Origin of the sequence: Mesorhizobium sp. M8A.F.Ca.ET.161.01.1.1, assembly GCF_004792105.1 — a bacterium.
GTDB lineage: Bacteria > Pseudomonadota > Alphaproteobacteria > Rhizobiales > Rhizobiaceae > Mesorhizobium.
Map to the genome: position 1 here is coordinate 36580 of NZ_SRTD01000021.1, position 22109 is coordinate 58688.

19 protein-coding genes are annotated in these 22109 nt (G+C 64.6%); 10 read left to right on the forward strand and 9 right to left on the reverse strand.

What is annotated here, in order from left to right; genetic code table 11:
• Positions 1 to 40: 40 nt before the first annotated feature.
• From EN804_RS30650 to EN804_RS30685, 8 genes are all read right to left on the reverse strand, one after another.
• A complete protein-coding gene (locus tag EN804_RS30650; RefSeq protein ID WP_135921992.1) occupies positions 41 to 271 on the reverse strand; it encodes a hypothetical protein in 231 nt (76 codons plus the stop codon).
• A 72-nt stretch (positions 272 to 343) separates the two neighbouring features.
• On the reverse strand, positions 344 to 1582 hold the full coding sequence (locus tag EN804_RS30655) for an MFS transporter (protein WP_127872852.1): 1239 nt from the start codon (positions 1580 to 1582) through the stop codon (positions 344 to 346).
• A 159-nt stretch (positions 1583 to 1741) separates the two neighbouring features.
• Positions 1742 to 2842, reverse strand: coding sequence for an aminotransferase class I/II-fold pyridoxal phosphate-dependent enzyme (locus EN804_RS30660; protein ID WP_135921993.1), 1101 nt, complete (start codon positions 2840 to 2842; stop codon positions 1742 to 1744).
• A 125-nt stretch (positions 2843 to 2967) separates the two neighbouring features.
• Entirely contained in the window at positions 2968 to 3432 is a 465-nt protein-coding gene (locus EN804_RS30665) for a MucR family transcriptional regulator (RefSeq protein WP_127277932.1), read from the reverse strand.
• Positions 3433 to 3639: 207 nt separating this feature from the next.
• A complete protein-coding gene (locus EN804_RS30670; protein ID WP_127277933.1) occupies positions 3640 to 4344 on the reverse strand; it encodes an ROK family protein in 705 nt (234 codons plus the stop codon).
• 14 nt (positions 4345 to 4358) lie between these two features.
• Positions 4359 to 5735, reverse strand: coding sequence for a glucose-6-phosphate dehydrogenase (gene zwf, locus EN804_RS30675; protein WP_127277934.1), 1377 nt, complete (start codon positions 5733 to 5735; stop codon positions 4359 to 4361).
• Positions 5736 to 5757: 22 nt separating this feature from the next.
• Positions 5758 to 6774 carry a phosphogluconate dehydrogenase (NAD(+)-dependent, decarboxylating) gene (gnd, locus tag EN804_RS30680; protein ID WP_127277935.1) on the reverse strand — a complete coding sequence of 339 codons (1017 nt, stop codon included), beginning with the start codon at positions 6772 to 6774 and terminating at the stop codon, positions 5758 to 5760.
• A gap of 49 nt (positions 6775 to 6823) precedes the next feature.
• The gene (locus EN804_RS30685; protein WP_135921994.1) at positions 6824 to 9244 is read right to left on the reverse strand and encodes a glucan 1,4-alpha-glucosidase; all 2421 of its coding nucleotides are present in this window, start codon (positions 9242 to 9244) and stop codon (positions 6824 to 6826) included.
• A 210-nt stretch (positions 9245 to 9454) separates the two neighbouring features.
• On the opposite strand from EN804_RS30685, the gene EN804_RS30690 reads away from it, so the two are divergent.
• The 5 genes from EN804_RS30690 to EN804_RS30710 all read left to right on the forward strand — a co-directional run bounded on the left by EN804_RS30690 (position 9455) and on the right by EN804_RS30710 (position 16172).
• Positions 9455 to 10468, forward strand: a complete 1014-nt coding sequence (locus EN804_RS30690) for an ABC transporter substrate-binding protein (RefSeq protein ID WP_127280402.1) — start codon at positions 9455 to 9457, stop codon at positions 10466 to 10468.
• Positions 10469 to 10517: 49 nt separating this feature from the next.
• Positions 10518 to 12038: a sugar ABC transporter ATP-binding protein gene (locus tag EN804_RS30695; RefSeq protein ID WP_246693509.1), complete on the forward strand. Its 1521-nt coding sequence runs from the start codon at positions 10518 to 10520 to the stop codon at positions 12036 to 12038.
• Position 12039: 1 nt separating this feature from the next.
• Positions 12040 to 13020, forward strand: a complete 981-nt coding sequence (locus EN804_RS30700; protein WP_127280401.1) for an ABC transporter permease — start codon at positions 12040 to 12042, stop codon at positions 13018 to 13020.
• A 3-nt stretch (positions 13021 to 13023) separates the two neighbouring features.
• Positions 13024 to 13971: an ABC transporter permease gene (locus tag EN804_RS30705; protein WP_135863386.1), complete on the forward strand. Its 948-nt coding sequence runs from the start codon at positions 13024 to 13026 to the stop codon at positions 13969 to 13971.
• Between the two features lie 128 nt (positions 13972 to 14099).
• The gene (locus tag EN804_RS30710) at positions 14100 to 16172 is read left to right on the forward strand and encodes a 3-hydroxyacyl-CoA dehydrogenase NAD-binding domain-containing protein (RefSeq protein ID WP_135921995.1); all 2073 of its coding nucleotides are present in this window, start codon (positions 14100 to 14102) and stop codon (positions 16170 to 16172) included.
• Positions 16173 to 16186: 14 nt separating this feature from the next.
• Here EN804_RS30710 and EN804_RS30715 read toward each other — a convergent pair whose 3' ends face one another.
• Positions 16187 to 16999, reverse strand: a complete 813-nt coding sequence (locus tag EN804_RS30715) for a LuxR C-terminal-related transcriptional regulator (RefSeq protein WP_127280016.1) — start codon at positions 16997 to 16999, stop codon at positions 16187 to 16189.
• Positions 17000 to 17111: 112 nt separating this feature from the next.
• Between EN804_RS30715 and EN804_RS30720 the strand changes: the two genes are divergently transcribed.
• The 5 genes from EN804_RS30720 to EN804_RS30740 all read left to right on the forward strand — a co-directional run bounded on the left by EN804_RS30720 (position 17112) and on the right by EN804_RS30740 (position 21906).
• Entirely contained in the window at positions 17112 to 18248 is a 1137-nt protein-coding gene (locus EN804_RS30720; protein WP_127280015.1) for an ABC transporter ATP-binding protein, read from the forward strand.
• Positions 18229 to 19392 carry a spermidine/putrescine ABC transporter substrate-binding protein gene (locus tag EN804_RS30725; RefSeq protein WP_127280014.1) on the forward strand — a complete coding sequence of 388 codons (1164 nt, stop codon included), beginning with the start codon at positions 18229 to 18231 and terminating at the stop codon, positions 19390 to 19392. The genes EN804_RS30720 and EN804_RS30725 overlap by 20 nt, the downstream gene beginning before the upstream one ends.
• A gap of 63 nt (positions 19393 to 19455) precedes the next feature.
• Positions 19456 to 20319, forward strand: coding sequence for an ABC transporter permease (locus tag EN804_RS30730; RefSeq protein WP_135863380.1), 864 nt, complete (start codon positions 19456 to 19458; stop codon positions 20317 to 20319).
• Positions 20319 to 21131: an ABC transporter permease gene (locus tag EN804_RS30735; protein ID WP_135863378.1), complete on the forward strand. Its 813-nt coding sequence runs from the start codon at positions 20319 to 20321 to the stop codon at positions 21129 to 21131. The genes EN804_RS30730 and EN804_RS30735 overlap by 1 nt, the downstream gene beginning before the upstream one ends.
• A 13-nt stretch (positions 21132 to 21144) precedes the next feature.
• A complete protein-coding gene (locus EN804_RS30740) occupies positions 21145 to 21906 on the forward strand; it encodes a glucose 1-dehydrogenase (RefSeq protein WP_127872864.1) in 762 nt (253 codons plus the stop codon).
• The last annotated feature ends 203 nt before the right edge of the window (positions 21907 to 22109 follow it).

The following is a 22109-nucleotide window of genomic DNA, read 5'->3' on the forward strand; positions in this document are numbered from 1 at the left end:
CCGCCAATGTGGCCGACCATCGGTTTTCGGAGTGTGGAAACTACTCCGAAAACCTCACGCTCACGCCGCGCTGCCGAAAGTAAGCCTGCATCAACTTGCGGCCCGAGCGGTTGTTCTGCGCCAATTTGGCAGGATCGAAGATCGCCTGTTTCATCCCCTCGCGTGTCAGCGCCGCCTTAAGCGTCGCGATATGCGCGTCGATGTCGGCATTGTCCGCCCGGAGCGACGCATAGATATTTTCGGTCGCCTCGGCCACGGTCGGTTCGCTCACAGGTGTCGTCCTTTCGTTGATTGGGCGGCGGCTTAGCACAGATTCGCGGCCCCGCCGATACCGATGAAGCCTTCAGTTTCGTCCCTTGAGGTGCCTCACCTTGCGCAGCGCCGGGAACAGATAGGCCCACAGGCCGGCAACCGCGACGGCGCCGACGCCGCCGATCACCACCGCCGGAACCGTGCCGATCAGTGCCGCCATGGTGCCGGCGCGGAATTCGCCGACCTCGTTGGAGGCGCCGACGAAGACCTGGTTGACGGCGTTGACGCGGCCGCGCACCGCGTCGGGCGTCCACAGCTGGATCAGCGTTTCCCTGATGTAAACGCTGAACATGTCGGTGGCGCCGAGCAGGGCAAGTGCCGCTATCGACAGCCAGGTAAGGGTCGACAGGCCGAACAGCACTGTGCAGGCGCCGAACGCCGCGACGAAGCTCAGCATGATCTTGCCGGCGTGATCGCGGATCGGATGGCCGGCAAGCCAGATGGCGACGCAAATGGCACCGATGCCCGGCGCCGAGCGCAGCAGGCCGAGGCCCCAGGGGCCGAGTTGCAGAATATCGCGGGCATAGACCGGCAGCAGTGCCGATGCGCCGGACAGAAGCACGGCAAAGAGGTCGAGCGAGATGGCGCCGAGCACGATCTTCTCGCTCCAGATGTAGCGGAAGCCGGCAAACAGCGTCTCCATTGTCGGCTTGTCCGTGGCCGTCTGTTGCGCGGGCTTGGGGATGGTGAAGATGAGCAACGCGGCAGCGAGCATCAGGACTGCCGCCGTGGCATAGGCCACCTCCGCCGACACGCCATAGAGCAAGCCGCCTGCGACAGGGCCGACAATCGTCGCCGTCTGCCAGGCGGAGGAGTTCCAGGCGATGGCGTTGGCGAAATCCCGCTGCGGCACGAGATTGGCGAACAGCGAGGACGAAGCCGGCCCATAGAAGGCTCGGGCAATGCCGAACATGACCAGTACGGCGAAGATCGGCAGCGGGGTCGTAAGGCCGCGCAGGGTCAGAAACAGCAGAGCCAGCGCGCAGGCGCCTTCGACCAATGTCGCCAGGGTCATGATCAGCCGGCGGCCGAAGCGGTCGGCGACGACACCTGTCACCAGCACCAGAAGCAGCGATGGCAGGAACTGGACGATGCCGACAATGCCGAGGTCGAACGGATCGCGCGTCAGGTCATAGACCTGCCAGCCGACGGCGACGGAAACGATCATGGTCGCGAAGGTGGTGAGAAAGCGCGCCGTCCAATAGCTGAGGAAGGCTTTGTGCCGGAACGCGGCGTAACGCTGCTCCGGCAAAGTTTGTTCTGGTATCATGGAAAGAGGCCCCGTTGCGGTGGGCATCGGCTCGCGGGGCACTTCCCGGATGGGCGCTGTTCGACCAATGGAACTGGATAAAAGTTCGGGGCGGATATGCTTCAAATTCAGACCTGGATCAAGGGACTTTCGGTCCGCACCGTCCAGCCCACGCGGAAGTTACTGCCGCAGCGCGGCCGAAATCGCGTCCAATCCGCCTTTCAACTCGGCCTCCGTCGGCCAGCCGAAGCCGACGCGGAAGAAGCGCTTTTCCATCTCGAACCAATGGCCGGGTCCGACATAGGTGCCGTGGTCTTCCAGCAGCCCGACATAGAACCGGTCGAGGTCGAAGCCGGGCTCGACATTGAGGCGCGGGAAGCCGACCACTCCGCCCTCGGGGCGCACCCAGTCGACTAAAGGTTCGCGGTCGATCCATGCCTGGACGATATCGCGGCGCCCGGCCATTTCGGGCAGCAGCTTTCCCAGAAACGCGTCCCGGCGCGCCAGCATGCCGCGCGCGATGCCTTCGTCGATGACGCTGCCGCAGATGCCGATCTGCTCCTTGGCGGCGAGGAATTTTTCCTGGAGGGCAGCATCCCTGGTGACCAGCCAGCCGATGCGGATGCCGGGAATGCCGAAGGCTTTCGACAGTGACGAGACGCTGATCGCCTTGTTGCTCAGCGAGGCCGCCGAGGGCAGGCGCCGTCCATAGGAGAGGTCGCGATAGGTCTCATCGACCAGCAGATGGCAGACGCTGGCTTCGGCGAGCGCGACCAGTGCGTCCAATTCGGCACGGCTCATCATGGTGCCGGTCGGGTTGTGCGGGCAAGTGACGCTGATCAGCCTGGTGTTCGGCCGCATCGCCGCCCTGACGCGCTCGACATCAATGGCGAAGCCTTCGTCGAAGGCGAGGTCGACGAAGCTGATGGCGCAGCCGATCGCCCGCGGCGTTTCGATGTTGGTGGCGTAGTTGGGCCTGATGACGACGAGATGATCGCTGGCCGACAGAAGCGATGTCGAGATGATGAACAGCGCGCCGGCGGCGCCGGCGGTGACCAGCACATCATCGGGCGAGATGCCGGCATCCTGCGCCGCGACCAGGGCGCGCAAGTCCTTGTCGCCACGATGCTCGCCATAGAAAAGCGTCAGGTCGGGCAGCGACAGGCCGATGTCGGAGAGCTTCTGGTCGGCGATCGAACTTTCGGAAAGATTGTAGCGGATACGATCGTAGCCGTATTCCTCCGGTGCTTCTTTCTCGATCACCATCCTGTTGTAGTTCATGGCAGTTCCCCCTCAAAGCACCTGTCCGGTTCATCCAAGCCACAAAAACATGAAGCCTGCCAAGGCGATTTCGCCGGCAGGCTTCCGTTCCAGTCGTCCTAAATATTGGCTCAGGACTGAATTGCTCAGGCCGAAACCTTGGCCTTCCGGCCTTTGCCCTTGACGGGCGCCGGGGCGACGGCCTTGCGGCCGAGGCCGATCGACTTCGCCAGTTCGGAGCGCGAAGCCGCATAGTTGGGAGCAACCATCGGATAGTCAGACGGCAAGCCCCATTTGGCGCGGTAGGCATCCGGCGTCAGGCCGAAATGCACGCCGAGGTGACGCTTCAGCGATTTGAATTTCTTGCCGTCCTCGAGGCAGATGATGAAATCCGGCGTCACCGACTTCTTCGGGTTGACGGCCGGGACCAGCGGTGCCGCCACCGGAGCGACCGGCTGACCGAGCCCGCTGATCGAGGCGCTGACGCTGGCGATCAGCTCGGGAAGGCCGGACGCAGGCAGGCGATTCTTCTCGACATAAGCCGATACGATATGGGCGGTCAGTTCGAGAAGGTCGAGGGTCTTGCTGGCGTGGCTGTCTTCGTCGGTCAATCTATTTCCTCCATCCATGGCGCATGACCTCGAAAATGGGGCCGTTTTCAAAAAGGATGATGCGCAAAATTAAAGTGAGTCGTCTTTGTGCGTCCCGCGCGACGCGATGTAGTGGGGCCGAACTCCTAGTCGGCAAATCTGCGCAATGCAATCTATCGGCGCGGCATCACACGTCATTTTGAACGACTATACTAAACTGTAATAATATCAGACGATCAGCGCCTTGTCGCGCCATAGACGAAAACCGCCTTCGAAGGCGCGTGTGTTGTCACCGCGTCTCGAGTGGGCGGGCAATTCGTCGAGCTTGTCGACATTGCCGCCGCCGATGACGACATAGTCTGGCTGCAGGGCGGCTCGTAGCCGGTTGACGACGTCGAAGACATAGCCGCGCCACTTCTTCTTGCCGCGTTTTTCCAGGCCGCGTTCGCCGACATAATCCTCGAAACTCCGGCCTTTTCGGTAGGGAAGATGGGCGAGTTCCATCGGCTGACCGACATTGTCGAAGACCATCGCCGCGCCGAGGCCGGTTCCGAGACCGAGGAACAGCATGCGCCCGCCCTCATAGCTGCCGATGGCCTGCATCAGCGCATCATTGACCACCTTGACCGGCTTGCCGAACTCCGCGGCGAAATCGAAGCCGGCCCAGCCCTTGCCGAGATTCATGGGGTCAAGCACCGGCTTGTTGTGGCGCACCGGGCCTGGATAGCCCATGGAGATAACGTCATAGGACAGGCCCTGGGCGAGCTTTTTCACCTTGTCGATCATTTGCCGTGGCGTCAGGTCCGGTCCGGAATCCGTCCGGCGCTCGGTGCCGCCGTCGCTGGTCAGGATCTTGACGCGCGAGCCGCCAATGTCGACCGAAAGGACAACCTGCCCGGTGTCCGACGCAGCCTGCTTCACCGCCTTGGCCATCTTGTCCCCTCCGTTCATGCCACCGGATCGATCCAGCCATTGGGCGGCCCGAAGCCGGCCATGGCGTCCGCCGGTCCCCATGTCTTCGGCTCGTAAAGATGTGGCGGCGTGGTGTCGCCGAGCACCGGGCCGACGATGCGCCAGGCCAGTTCCGCCGCGTCCTGACGGGTGAAGAGCTGGCCATTGCCGTTCATGGCGTCGCCGATCAGCCGTTCATAGGGCGGCATGTCGCCCTTCGAGTCGTCGAGCGCGGTCAGTTCCACCTGCTCGCCGATCATGTCGTCGCCGGGCGCCTTGCGCTGGGCGCCGATGGCGATCATCACCTGCGGGTCGATGCGGAAACGGACATAATTCTGGTCGGCGGGCTTGATCGGGTCGAAGACGTCGAGCGGCGGCCGCTTCAGCCGCACCACCACCTCGGTGACATGCACGGGCATGTTCTTGCCGGCGCGGATGAAGAACGGCACGTCCTGCCAGCGCCAGGTGTCGACGAAAAAACGCACCGCCGCGAAGGTCTCGACCGGCGAGTTCGGCGCGACGCCGGGCTCGGCGAGATAGCCGGTGAACTGGCCGCGCACGACATCGCTCTTGGTCAGGGTGCGGATGGCGCGCAGCACCTGCACCTTCTCGTCGATCAAGTCATCCGCCGAGCGGCCGACCGGCGGCTCCATGGCCAAGAGCAGCAGGATGTTGAGCAGATGGTTCTCGATGACGTCGCGGATAGCGCCGACATCGTCGTAGAACCGCCCCCGCCCTTCGACGCCGAAATCCTCGGCCATGGTGATCTGGACGCTCTCGACGTAATTGCGGTTCCAGATCGGCTCGAGCAAAGCGTTGGCGAAGCGGAAATAGAGCAGGTTCTGGATCGCTTCCTTGCCGAGATAGTGGTCGATGCGGAAGATCGACTGTTCGTCGAACACCAAATGCAGCACACGGTTCAGCCAGCGGGCCGACTGCAGATCGTGGCCGAAGGGCTTTTCGACCATCAGCCGGGCGCCGTGCGCGGTGCCGGATTGCTCCAGGCCTTGCACGACAGTCTCGAACATGGTCGGCGGCACCGCCATGTAGTGCAGCGGCCGCTGGGCGCTGCCGAGTGCGGTCTTCAGCTTCTCGAAAGTGGCCGGATCGCGGTAGTCGCCGCTGACATAGCGCAGCAGCGACGCCAGCTTGGCGAACACCTTCTCGTCGATCGTGCCGAGCGCGTTGACGATGCCGTCGCGGGCACGGTCCTGCAATTGCTTCAAATCCCAGGCGTCGAAGGCGACGCCGATCACCGGTTCGGTGAGCGTGCCCTTGGCGACCATCTGGTAGAGGGCTGGAAATATCTTCTTGTGGGCGAGGTCGCCGGTCGCTCCGAAGAGCACCAGCGTGTCGGACCGTTCCTGGCTCATGCCTGCGTCTCCCCTGTCGCCGTCACTTGCCGCCCTTCGGCTTTTCGATGTGGCCGCCGAAGGCGTAGCGCATGGCGGACAACAGCTTGTCGGCGAATTCGGATTCGCCTTGCGAGGAGAAGCGGTCGAACAGGGCCGAGGACAGGACCGGCGCCGGCACGCCGGTGTCGATCGCCGCCTTCAGCGTCCAGCGGCCCTCGCCGGAATCCGAAACCCGGCCGCCGAATTGCGCCAGGCCCGGATCGCTCTTCAACGCGCCGGCGGTGAGATCGAGCAGCCAGGAGCCGATGACGCTGCCATGCCGCCACACCTCGGCCACCTGCGGAAGATCGATGTCGAACTGGTAGTATTGCGGGTTTTCCAACGGGCTGGTCTCGGCGTCCGCCGTTCGTTGCCGCTTGCCCGCATTGGCCGACTTCAGGATGTTCATGCCTTCGGCATAGGCGGCCATGACGCCATATTCGATGCCGTTGTGCACCATCTTGACGAAGTGGCCGGCGCCACTCGGTCCGCAATGCAAGTAACCGAAGGGTGCGGTGCCGACGGTCTTGTCCGGGGTGGGTGCGCCGGCATCGGCGCCAGGCGCCAGCGTGGCAAAGACCGAATCGAGATGCTGCACCGCCACGTCGGGGCCGCCGATCATCAGGCAGTAGCCACGCTCCAGCCCCCAGACACCGCCGCTGGTGCCGACATCGACAAGGTGGATGCCCTTGGTGGCGAGTTTCGCGGCCTGGTCGACGGCGTCGTGATAATAGGAATTGCCGCCGTCGATGACGATGTCGCCAGGCTCCATCAGCGCCGAGACCTGGTCGATGATCTTGCCGGTGATCGCCGCCGGCAGCATCAGCCACACGCAGCGCGGCTTGGTGAGCTTGCCGACGAATTCCGCCATCGAGGCCGCTCCAGACGCGCCGTCGCTCACCAGCGCCGCGACGCTGGCCGGGTTGATGTCGTAGACGACGCATTCGTGGTCGTCGCGCATCAGACGCCGCACCATGTTGGCGCCCATCCGGCCCAGTCCCATCATTCCGATCTGCATGGTTTCGTCCCTGTTTGCTGAAGAGTCTCGGGTATCCCTGGAGAAGGGTCTACTGGCTATCCTGCCCGCCAGATATGACAGAGAAGTCGACATTCTCCCAATCGCCGGTGCCGGGCCAGAAAAAAGTGAAGACGAGCGTGTTTCCCTCGGGGAGGCCGGCCGTGGGCAGATCGACAAGGTGGATGCCGAACGCGATTTCCACCGTCTGGCTGTCATGCGCGGTTGCCCAATCGTCGGTGCTCCAGTGGACAGTGGCTGCTGCCATCAATTCAATACGCAGCGCCTTGCCGGCCGGCAGCGTGCGGATCTTGTTGTTGAAGCGCCATGGCCTGAACGGCGATATGGTCTTGTTCTCGATGTAGCGCTTCACGCCTTGCGGCGGCATGTCGAAGACGGCGCCGTCGCGCAGCGAACGCAGCAGCTTGATATGCTCGGAGTGCGCCCAGACCAGCGGCATGGCGCTGCCCGATGGTTTGCCATGCAGCAGCTCGCGCTCCGGAATATCGGCGCCATCCCAGACCTGTTCCGGCAGCAGGCCGCCGGGTCCGGCCGACCGTTCCAGCGCATCGAGCAGGCTGGCCGCCTCGTCCTTGCGGCCGGCCGCCAGCTCATAATGCGCCCGTTCGCCGGCGAGCAACGGCCACGGCCGGCCCTGGCCGGTGCCGTCGAAGGGCGCGCCATCCTCGTGTTCGCCATAGCCGTCACTGTTATAGCGGTACCAGAGCGGCCCTAGCGGCAGCTCGCAGCGCAACTGCGCATCGATCACCTTCGCTGTATCGACGATGCGCGGATCGTCGGCGGCTCTCAGGCCAAAGCGCACCAGCGCCAGGGCGTCGGGGCTGACGATTTCTTCGGCCGGTCGTTCCGTGTCGCCGGGCGGGCGGTTCTTGATGGGCACATAGCCGTCCTTCGGCGAGCCGGCATCGGCGCTGTCGGGCGGCGCGATGCGGACGTAGTAGCCGGCGACGCCGGCCACCTTGCAGGTGGCGGTACCGGTGACATAGGTCCAGCGCTCGACCTGATCGTTCCAGCAGTCCGCGGTCTCGCGCAGATAGGCCGCCTCCGCCGTCCGGCCGCAGGCGTCGAGCAGGTCCGCGCCGGCAAGCAGTGCAGCGATCTCGACGGCCAGGGTGAACGGGCTATAGCCGGCGTCTTCTTCCCAGCGGTCCTCGCCGGTGACAGGGCCGTTGCGCACGACATAGGAAGCGCCGCGCTCGATCATGGGCAGGAAGGCCTTCAGTCGCGCCTGCGGCAAATGGCCGGCGCGATGCAGGGCGTCTGCCAGCAGCAAGGGAAAGGCGCATTCGTCCATCTGGATGCCCGGCCAATAGGCCGATCCGTCGAGCCAGGCATTCTGCGGCCAATGGCCGTCAGGCTGCTGGATGGAGCGGAGGTATTCCAGGATCCGAAGGGCCGAGGCGGCATCGCCGGCGGCGAGGAAGCCGCCCGCCGTTTCGACCAGGTCGCGCGGCCAGACCAGATGGTAGCCGCCGAGATCATCATCGCCTTTGTTGAATCCCCACGGGATCGATAGGCTGGCCACCGCCGCGCCCGGCTTGGCCAATGACCGGTGGGTTGCCAGCACCGCGGTGGAGACGCGGTAGCTGTTCACCCCGGGCACTCCGGGCGTCCGGTCCAGCGGCAGCAGCCCCGCCTGCCATTCGTGCCATCTTTCGACATAGGATCTCGCTGCCGGCTCAAAACCACGCTTCAGGCTGGCGAAGGCGTTTTCGGCGGCCTCGTCCGGTGTCGCGCCAAAACCCAGCGCCAGCACGGCTTTTGTCTTCGTGGCGGTGAAGCCGATCTCGCCGGTCAGCGCGACATTGCCGTCCTCGGCGCGCCGGCAAGCCGGATCAAGCTTGCCGGTGTGGTTCAATTGCTGCCAGCCGTCGGAGAAGCCGACATAGCCGGTCGAACAGTCCCGCCAGGGCAGCGACGAGGCCAGCGCCAGGCAGGTGCCGCGCCCCGAGGCAAACAGGACAGGCTTTCCCCGGTGCTCGCCGACCCAGGCGGTGTTGCCCATGCCGGCATTGACCAGATGCGGCGCCAGAAGCGCGTAGACGCGGTAGTCGGCCGCGGAGCCCTTGAGCGGGCTGAAGGTGATCTCCTGCAGCAACGTCGGACGAGCCGGATCGGCCACGATGCGCTTCTCGATCCGGTAGGCGCCGTCATCAGCCGTGTTGACCAGCCTGTAGGCGGGCACGCCATCTCCGAACGGCTCGATGCCGTGCGCGGCATCGCGCTTCTCCTCGGAGAAATATCCATCCTTGCCGGTGACGATCAGGCCGAGGTCGCGCGTGCAGGCGCTGTCGACGCGCGGATAATACACTTCGTTCAGGATGCCGTGGCTGATGGTGAACCAGACGCGACTGGACGGCGAAAGCGCCACGCCGACGCCGCTCTTGGCGCTAGAGGTCCAGCGCGCGGGAATTCCCGGTGCGCCCGTCGGCACAATCGGCGTCACTGCCATGCTTGTTCGGTCTCCTGGCCCGCATGCCTAGCCATCAACCGAAACCATTTCAATCAGCGCACTGCAAGTTGATCGCCGGCGCGCATCGGATTGCAGTTGACAGCTCGGCGGCCTTCTGCACTTTTGTCTGACAATAGATAAAAAACAGGATCGCAATCGCGAAAATTCATCGACAGCCAACTGATCAACAACTCTCGGGAGGAGTATCCTATGAAGAAATTATTGGTTCTCGGCACGCTTGCGGCGGTGCTCGCAGCCGGTACGGCTTTCGCCGACACCAGCGGCAAGAAGATCGCGTTCTCCAACAATTACGCCGGCAATTCGTGGCGCCAGGCCATGCTCGACAGCTATGGCATCGTCACCAAGAAGGCGGTCGACGACAAGATCGTCGGCGCGGCCGATGTCTTCACCACCGCCGACAAGGAGGTGCCGACGCAGGCCGCCCAGGTGCAGAACCTGATCCTGCAGGGCTATGACGCCATCGTCATCAACGCCGCTTCGCCGGACGCGCTCAACGGCGCCATCAAGCAGGCCTGCGACGCCGGCATCACCGTCGTTTCCTTCGACGGCACGGTGACCGAGCCATGTGCCTACCGCGTCGTCGTCGACTTCAAGGACATGGGCAAGCAGGAAGTCGAGCAGATGGCGAAGTTCCAGCCCAAGGGCGGCAATCTGCTTGAAATCCGCGGGCTGGCCGGCACCTCGATCGACGACGCCATCCATGCCGGTATCCTGGAAGGGGTCGCTGCCCATCCCGAATTCAAGATCGTCGGTTCGGTGACCGGCGACTGGGACCAGACCACGGCGCAGAAGGCGGTCGCGACCATCCTGCCGTCGCTGCCCGACATCGTCGGCATCGTCGACCAGGGCGGCGACGGTTATGGCGCCGCGCAAGCCTTCGCCGCCGCCAACAAGCCGCGCCCGACCATCATCATGGGCAACCGGCAGGACGAGCTGAAGTGGTGGAAGGAACAGAAGGAGAAGGACGGCTACAAGACCTGGTCGGCGTCGATCGCGCCCGGCGTGTCGACGCTCGCCTTCTGGGTGGCGCAGCAGGTGCTCGATGGCCGCAAGGACATTCCGCACGATTTGCTGGTGCCGTATCTCGCCTTCACCCAGGACGATTTCGAGGCGGCCCTGCCTAAGATCAAGGAGGGTGGCGTCGCCACTCACGAATACACCCAGGAAGATGCCATCGCGGCCATCAAAGCCAACATCAAGTGAAAGCCGCATCCGCGTTGCCTAGCGCATCACTGAACGGATATCGTTGAGCATGGCTGCAGGCAACACGGGCATCATCAGGCTGGGCGGCGCCGAAAAACAGTTCGGCGCCGCCACTCTTGACGTCGTCAGACTTGACGGTGCCGAAAAGCATTTCGGCGCCGTCAGAGCGCTGGGCGGGGTGGATTTCCATGTCGGACCCGGCGAATGCGTCGGCCTCGTCGGCCATAATGGCGCCGGCAAATCGACGCTGATGCACATGGTGGCCGGCACCTTGACGCCCGACAGCGGCACCATCGGCGTGCATGGCGGCATCGAGGAGAACTACTCGGTTTCGCGGGCGCAGCAGCTCGGCATACGCTGCGTGTTCCAGGAGCTGTCGCTGTGTCCCAATCTCAGCGTCGCCGAAAACACCCGCATCAACCATGCCTCGCTGTCCGGCTTCGGCTGGCGGCGCAAGGCGGCCGAGCTGATCGCCGCCAAGCTCGACGAGATATTCCCGGACCATGGCATCTCGGCCTGGGACATTGTCGGCGATCTTTCGATCGGCCGGCGGCAGATGGTCGAGGTGGCGCGCGCCTTCACGGTGACACAGGACCGGCTGGACCTGGTCATCCTCGACGAGCCGACCTCCTCGCTCGACGCGCACACTGCAGGCCAGCTGCTGGCTTTCGTGCGCCGCTTCGTCGCCGGCGGGAAAAGCTGCATCCTGATCTCGCACGTGCTGGGCGAGGTGTTGCGCAACGCCGACCGGATCGTGGTGATGCGCGACGGCAAGATGGTGGCGTCGGACGCGGCTGGCGCCTTCGACCGCGACCGGCTGGTGACGGTGATGGGCGGGGCTGAGGCGCGCCAGAAGACCGCCGCGCAGGCCGCTGCCGCAAAGCCAGGCGCCAGCCCGCTGCGCGTCCGGGCGCGGCCCGCCGGGCAGACTGACGGCAAGGAGCTTGTCGCCCGTGCCGGCGAGATCATCGGCCTTGCCGGGCTGGCCGGTCACGGACAGACCGACTTGCTGCTGCGGATCTTTGGTGCCACCGCACGCGCCAAAGCCGGCATCGAGGTCACGGCGCCGGTGGCGCTGGTGGCGGGCGACCGCCAGTCGGACGGCATTTTCCCGCAATGGTCGATTGCGCAGAATATCGGCATCCGCTCGCTGGCGCGTCTGCGCAACGGCTTGCTGATCTCGCCGCGACGCGAGGCGGAACTCGCCGATGCCTGGAAGAAGAAGATCGGCATCCGCACGCCCGACATGGACAACAACATCTTTTCACTGTCGGGCGGCAACCAGCAGAAGGCCCTGTTTGCCCGCGCACTGGGCTCCGATGCCGAAATCGTGCTGATGGACGATCCGATGCGCGGCGTCGACATCGGCACCAAGCTGGAGGTCTACGACCTCGTGCGCGAGGAGGCTGGCCGCGGACGCACCTTCCTCTGGTACACGACCGAAACCGAAGAGCTCGACAATTGCGATCAAATCTATGTCTTCAAGAACGGCCGCATCGTCGCCAATTTGACGCGCGACGAGCTGACCGAAGAGAAGATCATCCAGTCCTCCTTCGGCGACGCGGCCTGAGATGACGGCGACGCCAATCGACAATGGCTTCAAGGGATCGGCGGCGCGCAACGCGGCGGCGCGGGCGCGGCTGTTGCGCGGCCTGCTGCCGGCGCTGTCGCTGGCGTTGGTGTTGCTTGCGATCGCTTGGCTCAACCCGCGCGCCATCAGCTATTTCGGCTTCAGCCTGATGCTGAACCTGGCTATCCCGATCGCGCTGGCGACGATCGCGCAGATGTTCGTGATAGCCGGCAACGAGCTTGATCTCTCGATCGGCACCTTTGTCGGTTTTGTCGGCTGCGTCACGGCGACATGGCTGAAGGACGCGCCGCTCATCGGCGTCCTCATCCTCGCCGGGTCGATCGGCATCTATGCGCTGCTCGGCGCGCTGATCCATCTGCGCAACCTGCCTTCCATCGTGGTGACGCTGGGCATGAGTTTCGTCTGGCAGGGCCTGGCCATCCTCGTCCTGCCAAAGCCCGGCGGTAAGGCGCCGGACTGGCTGCTGGCGATCATGTCGTTCAAGCCGCTCTTCATTCCGTTCCCGATCATCGCCGCGCTGCTGATCGCGGCGGTGGTGCATTTCGGCCTGATGCGCACCTCCTACGGCGTGATCCTGCGCGGCTCCGGCGGCAATCCGGCAGCACTGCGGCGCGCCGGCTGGTCGCTGCTCAAGACCAAGATCGTGCTGTTTGCGCTGGCCGGCCTGTTCGGCGTGCTGTCGGGCATGGCGCTGATCGGCATCACCACCTCGGCGGATGCCAATATCGGCAATGGCTACACGCTGCTGGCCATCGCCGGCGTCATCCTCGGCGGCGGCGAGTTCGTCGGCGGCCGGGTCTCGCCGATCGGCGCCGTCATCGGCGCGCTGACGCTGGCGCTGGCCGCCTCGCCGCTGCTCACCTTCATGCACATTCCGCCCGACTGGCAGGTGGCCGCCAACGGCGCCATCCTGATCATCGTGCTGGCGGCGCGGGTGCTGATCAGCCGCAGGGAAAGGTGAGCGATGGCTTCGCTGAAAACGCTGCTCACAAAACCCTGGATCTGGTCGTTTGCCGGTGCGCTGCTGGTGTGGCTGGCGACGATCGCCTTCACCGGCGGCTATGGCGCCGGCGGCATGGTCACGGCGGCGCTCTCGCTTGCCGTGTTCACGGTCATCGTCGGCGTCGGCCAGATGTTCGTCATCACGCTCGGGCCCGGCAATGTCGACCTGTCGCTGCCGGCCAATATCGGCCTGGCAAGCGCGGTTGCCATGAAGGTGATGGGCGGCAGCGATGCCATGATCGTGGTTGGATTGCTGGCGGCGCTCGCCTGTGGTGCCGCCATCGGCGCCATCAACTACCTGCTGATCTGGGCGCTGCGCATTCCGCCGATCATCGCCACGTTGTCGGCGAGCTTCATCATCCAGTCGGTCGACATCAGCTATGGGCGCGGGCTGCAGATCAAGCCGCCGCCGGGCTTCGCCGATTTCACCAACTGGCAGGTGCTGGGCATTCCGGTGCTGGCGATGCTCACCGTGCTGTTCACCATCGGCGCGGCCATCGCCTTGCAGCGCATGATCTATGGCCGCTCGGTGCTGGCGATCGGCCAGAACATCCGCGCCGCCTGGCTCGCCGGCGTCAATGTCGGCCGCATCCGCTTCCTCACCTACACGCTGTCGGGGGCGCTCGGCGGCATCGACGGCGCGCTGCTCGCCGGCTATTTCCGCGGCGCCAATGTCGATATCGGCAATGAATATTTGCTGGCTTCGATCGCGGTCGTCGTCATCGGCGGCACGTCGGTGGCCGGCGGCAAAGCCAATGTGCCCGGCGTCTGGGGCGCGGCGCTGTTCCTGGTGCTGCTGCTCACCATGCTCAACACATTCGGCGTCAGCGCCGGCGTGCGGCTTCTGCTTACCGGGCTGATCATCGTAGGGGTGATCACGGCGGCGGGCGGCGAGAAGGCGGTGCGCTGACGGCAACGTCGACGGCGCGACCGCGGCCTGTGGGGCCATCCATTGGACCAGTTCAACATCCGGTTCCCATTCGCGGCGCGGCCTAGTAAACCGGTCCGCGATCTCAGTCGGTCTCGGGAGGCCTCCGCTTGTCCAATTCTGTCAGTGTCGCGAACGAGGGTGGGGTCGCCATCGTCACCATCGACAATCCGCCGGTCAACGCACTGAGTTTTCACGTCCGCGAGCCGCTGCTGCAGGCGCTGGTCGCCCTGCGCGATGACGCATCGGTCTCGGCAATCGTCATCGCCTGCGCCGGTCGGACCTTCGTCGCCGGCGCCGACATCACCGAGTTCGGCAAGCCGGTGCAGCAGCCGGACCTGCGTGCCATCGTGGCGACGCTTGAAGCCATCGCCAAGCCGACGGTCGCCGCCATCCACGGCACCGCGCTCGGCGGCGGGCTGGAACTGGCGCTCGGCTGCCATTTCCGTGTTGCCGATCAAGGCGCGAAGCTCGGCCTTCCCGAGGTGAAGCTCGGCTTGTTGCCCGGCGGCGGCGGCACGGTGCGGCTACCTCGTTTCGTGGGCACTTTAAAGGCGATGAGGATGATCGTTTCCGGCACCCCGATTGGCGCGCAAGAGGCGCATGGCGCCGGACTGGTCGATGCCGTTTTCGAGGGTGATCTGACCACGCATGCCGTGAATTTCGCCCGCGAGATCGCCCGCAAGGGCGGTCCGTTCACGCCGGTGCGCGAACGCGATGAGAGGCTGGGGGAAACCGACCTTGCCGCCTTCGATGCCGAGGCCGCGGATCTTGCCCGCAAAGCGCGGGGACTCGAAGCGCCTGTTGCCTGTGCGCAGGCGGTGCGCAATGCCGTCACGCTGCCCTTCGACGAGGCGCTGGCGGCCGAGCGGGCGCTGTTCGTGAAACTCGTCGCCAGCGACCAGTCGCGCGCGCAACGGCATCTGTTCTTCGCCGAGCGCGAGGCGACCAAGCTTCCCGGAAAGGATACGCCCAAGCGCAGGATCAGCCGCGTCGGCGTCATCGGCGCCGGCACGATGGGCGGCGGCATCGCCATGGCTTTCGCCAATGGCGGCTATCCCGTCACCTTGCTGGAAACCAGTCAGGAAGCGCTGCAGCGAGGGCTGGCGACGATCGAGAAGAATTATGCCGTCTCCGTTTCGCGGGGGTCCTTGAGCGAAGACGCCAGGCAGCAGCGGCTCGGTCAATTCAAAGGCTCGATCGACCATGCCGATCTCGGCGATTGCGATCTGATCATCGAGGCGGCGTTCGAGGACATGGCGGTCAAGAAGGAAATCTTCGGCAAGCTCGACGCGGTGGCGAAACCAGGCGCCATCCTTGCCACCAACACGTCCTATCTCGACATCGACGAGATCGCCGCCTCGATCTCGCGACCACAGGACGTGCTCGGCCTGCATTTCTTCTCGCCGGCCAACGTCATGAAGCTGCTGGAGATCGTGCGCGCCGAAAAGACGGCGTCGGATGCGCTGGCGACCGTGGTCGACCTGGCACGCAGGATCGGCAAGGTGGCCGTCGTCGTCGGCGTCTGCCACGGCTTCGTCGGCAACCGCATGCTGGCCGCGCGTGGCTCGGAATCGGAAGCGCTGCTGCTGGAGGGCGCGACACCCGGCCAGATCGACAAGGCGTTCACCGATTTCGGCTGGCCGATGGGGCCGTTCCAGATGGGCGACCTGGCCGGCCTCGACATCGGCTGGCGCAACCGCAAGGCGCGTGGGCTGACGGCCGTCATCGCCGACACGCTGTGCGAGCAGGGCCGTTTCGGCCAGAAGACCGGCCGTGGCTTCTATCTCTACGAGAACGGTTCGCGCACGCCGGTACCCGATCCCGAGGTCGAGGCGCTGATCCGCGACAAGGCCGCCGAGAAGGGCATCGCGCCACGCACGATAGCCGCCGACGAGATCATCGAACGCACGCTCTATCCCCTGATCAACGAGGGGGCGAAAATTCTGGAGGAAGGGATTGCAGCCCGCGCCTCCGACATCGATGTCGTCTGGGTCAATGGCTACGGCTTTCCCATCGGCAAGGGCGGCCCGATGTTCTGGGCCGGTCTCGTAGGCGCGGGCAAGATCATCGAGCGGCTCGAATATTGGCTGGAGCTGACCGGCAAGGATGTTTTCAAGCCGGCGTCCTTGCTCAAGCGGATGGCTGAGAGCGGCTCTTGGGAAGCCGGCTCAACAGCCTGATCCGGGTAGCGGAATCATCGGATCCGCGCGTCGATGATCTCGACGAAGCGGGCGAAAAGGCCGGCCTGCGACTTGATCTTGAGCTTGCGGTAGATGTTGCGGCGATGGACCTTCACGGTTCCCGGCACGATGCGCATGGCCCTGGCGATCGATTCCGTCGAATGCCCCTGCAGCACCAGGTCGACGACGTGCTTTTCGCGCGGCGTCAGTGACAGGCTTTTCCAGATATGGGCGCGGTCGAATTCGTTGACCGCGGCTATTTCCTCGTCCTGCTTCGTCACGGCCGGTTCGTCGGCGGGGAGGGCAGGCCAGCGCGATCTGATGAAGCTGATCACCGCGGGCGCCATGTCGCGCAGCAGCCTGGCATCGGCGGTGCCGAACGGGCCGGAAGCACTGAGCCGCATCAACGACAGCACCAGCGCGTCCTTGCCCGGCAGCGGCACGAAGAAGCCGACTTCCTCGGCCAACCGGGTCTGGCTGTAGTAGGAGCGAAAATATTCGCTGGCGTAGAAACGATCGGGCGCGAGTTCCCGCATGCGCCAGAACCCTTCCTTGCGCTCGACCGCCGCGTGATGGAACGGGTCGAGCAGGTAAGGCCCCTCCTGGTAGAGCGCGACGAAGACGTGGCTTTCGGCCGGTGTGAACGTCTCGAACAGCAATGGCGGTCGTGAGGCGCCACGATAGCCGAAGATCACGCAGTGGTCGAAGCCGACATGCTGGCGCAGCCAATCGACCATCGCGTGGCCGAACAGGTCGCCGCTCGTCTCCCGCGTCGCCGCGACAAGGGCGGCGAGCCGGCTGTATTCGTCGCTGCGGGAAGTGCTCAATCAATACCCCCTTAAACGAGAAAATAGATCAGATATACCACCCGCGAGGTATATACTAGCTGCCATTGGCTCTGGTAGCGTCTTGAAATCGCATCGTCCTGGAGCCGCAGCCTTGACCGCAGTGCCCGACATCGAATTTCGCGGCGTGGCCAAGCGCTATGGCGCGGTGACTGCGGTCAGCGGTATCGACCTTGCCGTGCCGCCCTCCGCCTTCGTTGCGCTGCTTGGACCGTCTGGCTGCGGCAAGACGACCTGCCTGCGCATGATCGGCGGCTTCGAACAGCCGAGCGAAGGCCAGGTGTTCATCCGCGGCCAGGACATGGCCGGCACGCCACCCTACCGGCGGCCGGTCAACATGGTGTTCCAGCAATACGCGCTGTTCCCGCATCTCGACGTCGAAGCCAATGTTTCCTATGGCCTGCGCCAGGCAAGGCCACGGCTGTCGTCGCGCGAGATCGGCCAGCGGGCCGGCGAAGCGCTCGAAATGGTGCGGCTCGCCGGCTATGGCGGCCGCAAGATCCACGAACTGTCCGGCGGCCAGCAGCAGCGTGTCGCGCTGGCGCGCGCGCTGGTCAACAAGCCGGCGGTGCTGTTGCTCGACGAGCCACTGGCGGCGCTCGACAAGAAGCTGCGCACCGACATGCAGATCGAGCTGCAGAACCTGCAGCGCGAGATCGGCATCACCTTCGTGCTGGTGACGCACGACCAGGAGGAAGCGCTGTCGATGAGCGATTTCGTCTGCGTCATGAATGGCGGCCGCATCGTCCAGCTTGGACAGCCCAATGAGATCTACGACGAGCCGGCCGATCTGTTCGTGGCCGATTTCGTCGGCAAGACCAATCTGCTTGCCGGCAAGGTCGCGGGGCATACGGGCGAACTGGTGGACGTTGCGCTGGCGGACGGCACCATCATCGCGGCGCGCAAACGCACCGCCTTGCAACAGGGCGAGACCGTCTCGGTCAGCCTGCGTCCTGAATCACTCAGCCTCGGCGCTCCGGCAAGCGGCCCGCTCAAGGGTGTCGTCCGCAACCGGATTTTCCTGGGATCGACGGCGGAATACGCGATCGAGGTCCAGGGCATCGGAACATTACTCGCCAAGGCCGACCATTTGATCGGCCAAGGCAATCTCTTCAAGCCGGGTGAACCCGTCGCCATCGGCTTTGCCACCGGGACGCCGCTCGCGTTTCCGGAGACCAAGAACAACGGGACCAACCAGAGGGTAAACAAACATGTCGAAATCATATCGTGACGGACTGCCGATAAGCCCCGAGAATTTCGTCGACCAGCTGATGCGCTTGAAGCGCGGCTCGATCGGCCGCCGCGACTTCCTTGGCCTCACCGGCCTCGGCATCGCAACGGCGGTGATGGCGCGCGAGATCGGCATCATGCCGACGCCGGCCTTCGCCGCCGAAAGCCTTGGCGACCGCATGTCGATCGCCACCTGGCCGAACTATCATGACCCGCAGACCTTCGAGAACTTCAAGAAGGACACGGGCGTCGCCGTCGAGGTCAACGTGTTCGGCTCGAATGAGGAGATGCTGGCCAAGCTGCAGGCCGGCGCCTCGGGCTGGAGCCTGTTCGTGCCGACCAATTATACGATCTCGACCTACAAGAAGCTCGGCATCATCGAGCCGCTGGAGATGGCGAAGCTGCCGAACTTCGATGGCACCCAGGAAGATGCGCGTTTCACCTCCGAGGGTACCATCGATGGCACTATTTACGCCGTGCCGAAGAACTGGGGCACGACGGGTTTTGCCGTCAACACAAAGAAGCTCGCCAAGCCGATGACGAGCTGGAAGGAGTTCTGGGACACCGCCATGGCCGAGGGCGATGGCCGCACCATGGTGCATGACTACCAGCTCACCACCATCGGCAACGCGCTGAAATATTACGGCTATTCGTTCAATTCGCTGAAGCAGGACGAGCTCGCCAAGGCGGAGGAACTGCTGCTCAAGGTCAAGCCGCATCTGTTCGCCGTCTCGTCCGACTACCAGCCGGGCATGCGCGCGGGCGACGCGTGGATGACGATGTGCTGGACCAATGACGGCGCGCAGCTGCATCGCGACATTCCCGAGATCGCCTATGTGCTTGGCAAGGAAGGCGGCGAGATCTGGACCGATTTTTATGCCATCCCGAAGGACGCGCCGAACAAGCCCGCCGGCTACGCGCTGCTCAACTATCTGATGAACCCGCAGGTCGCGGTGAAGGAGCACCTCGCCAACGGCGCTCCTTCCACCGATGCGCGCGTCAACAAGCTGCTGCCCAAGGAAGTGCTCGACAATCCGATCCTCTATCCGGCGGCGGACTTGCTGACGCCGCTCGAATTCGGCGCGGCGGCAACGCTGACCGATCCGGGCCGTGCCGAACTGATGGCGCGCTTCAAATCGGCTTGAGACTGGCCTGGACAAAGACAAACGACCGGCGGGCCCATGTCCGCCGGTACCGGGACGGTTTCGATGCACGGCAACAGATTTCGGCATAATTTCCTGACCGCCTTGCTGCTCGCGCCGGCGACAGTATGGCTGGTGGTGTTCCTGGTGCTGCCGTTCATCGCCATAGCCGTGTTCAGCGTCGGCGAGCGGGCCCCCGAGGGCGGATACCAGGCGGCCTTCACGCTGGCGCAATACGCCAATCTTCCGGCGCGGGCGACCGCGTTCTGGAACACCATGGTGCTGGCGCCGGTGGGCGCGCTTGCCTGCCTGCTCGTTGCCTATCCGGTCGCCTATTATCTTGCCTTGCAGGCGCCGCAGCGCTGGCGGCTGATCCTGCTTGCGCTGGTCGTCATTCCGTTCTGGACGAGCCTGCTGATGCGCACCTATGCCTGGATGTACATTCTGGGCGGACGCGGCATCCCCGCGCTGCTCGCCTTCGTAGGCATCGAGGATGTCAGGCTGATCAACACGCCGGGTGCCGTCCTGCTCGGCATCGTCTACGGCTATCTGCCGCTGATGATCCTGCCGATCTATGTCAGCCTCGAGCGGCTCGACCGAAGGCTGCTGGAAGCTTCGGCCGATCTCGGCGCGACCCCGCTCTCCACCTTCCTTGGTGTGACCCTGAAGCTGTCGCTGCCGGGCGTGATGACCGGCTTTTCGCTGGTCATGATCCTGCTGCTTGGCGAGTACCTGATCCCGACGCTGCTCGGCGGCGGCAAGGTGTTCTTCATCGGCAACGCGCTGGTCGACCTGTTCCTGCAGTCGCGCAACTGGCCGTTCGGATCGGCCATCGCAATCACGCTGGTGCTGGTCTCGGTGGTGGTGCTGATTGTCGCCAACCGCATTTCGAACCGGGTTGCGGGCGCCCGCCGGGTGGACCTCATCTGATGCGCGCCTTCGTCATTGCCGTCTTCGCGTTCCTCTATCTGCCTATCGTGCTGGTCGTGCTGTTCTCCTTCAACGCCGGCCACCATGCCAGCGAGTTCACCGGCTTCTCGGTGCAATGGTACGGCAAGGCGCTGTCCAACCCGTTCCTGGTCGAGGCGCTGAAGAACAGCCTGTTCATTGCCACCACCAGCGCCCTGCTGGCGGCGGTGTTCGGCACCGCGGCAGCCCTTGGCCTGGCGCGTGTCGGCGTCAGAACCCGCGCCGTCTTCGATGGGCTGCTTGGCGCGGCGATCGTCGTTCCCGGCGTCGTCATCGGCATCTCGACGCTGGTCGCGCTCGTCCAGCTATTCGCCGTCGTCAACCCGTTCCTCGCCTCGGTCTGGCCCGGTGACCAGCCACCGCGCCTGTCGCTCGGCTACGGCTCGATCATCGCCGCGCATGGCCTGTTCTCGATGGCGCTGGTGACGATGATCGTCGGCACGCGTCTGGGCAGCCTCGACCGCAATCTGGTCGAGGCTTCGAGCGATCTCTACGCGACGCCGCTGACGACGTTCCGCTCGATCGTCCTGCCGCAGATCATGCCGGCGGTGGTCGCCGGCTTCCTGCTGGCCTTCACCTTCTCCTTCGACGATTTCATCGTCGCCTTCTTCGTCGCCGGCGCGCAGACGACGCTGCCGATCTATGTGTTCGCGTCGATCCGGCGCGGGGTGACGCCGGAGATCAACGCCATCGCGACGATCGTGCTCGTCGCTTCCGTCCTGCTCGTGGTGCTTGCCCAATGGCAGCTGCGCCAGCGCAAGCCATCCAACTGAAAGCTGCTGCTCCATGATCCTCAAAGACCGCATCGCCGTGGTGACAGGCGCCGGATCCGGCATCGGGCGTGCCGGCGCCATGATCATGGGCAGGGAAGGTGCGGTGGTCGTCATCGCCGACCGGGATGCGGCCGCCGGCGAGGCAACAGCCTCAGGCATCCGCGCAGTGGGCGGCCGGGCCGAGGCCATCGCCACCGATGTCGGGGAGGACGTGGCTGTCGAGCAGCTGATAACCGGCACGCTCGAGAAGCATGGGCGCATCGACATCCTGCACAATCATGCCGGCATCCAGGTCGGCGGCACGCTGACCGAGGTCGAGACCGCCGGCATGGACGCCTCGTGGCGGGTCAATGTGCGGGCGCAGTTTCTCGCGGCAAGGATCGTCATGCCGTCGATGATTGCGCAAGGCGGCGGCGTCATCCTCAACACGGCTTCGAATTCGGGTGTCTTCTATGACCGCGAGATGATCGCCTACGCGACATCGAAACATGCCGTGGTGGCGATGACCAGGCAGATGTCGCTCGACTATGCCCGGCACAATGTGCGTGTCAACGCGCTCTGCCCGGGCTGGGTCGACACGCCCTTCAACGAACCGTTCATCGCCCAGATGGGCGGACGCGAGGCGATCGAAACCTATGTCCGCACCAAGATCCCGATGGGGCGCTGGGCCGTGGCCGAAGAGATCGCCGAGGCGATCCTGTTCCTCGTCTCGGACCGCTCGTCCTTCATGACCGGGCAGGCGCTGGTGATCGATGGCGGCGAAAGTATCGGCTGACACCGACGCTTTCATCTATCGACCTTCCCATTTCAGCCCCCTTTTTGCTGCGGTTTGCGTGGCGTCGGACGGCACAGGACTATGGTCTGGTTGTCATGGGACTTCAGTGCCATGGCAGGACCAGAGCGGCAATTTCTGTGACTTTTCAACTCGTTACAGCTTGGTAACAGCGTCCGCTCTCGGATTGCGACCGAGTTTGTCTA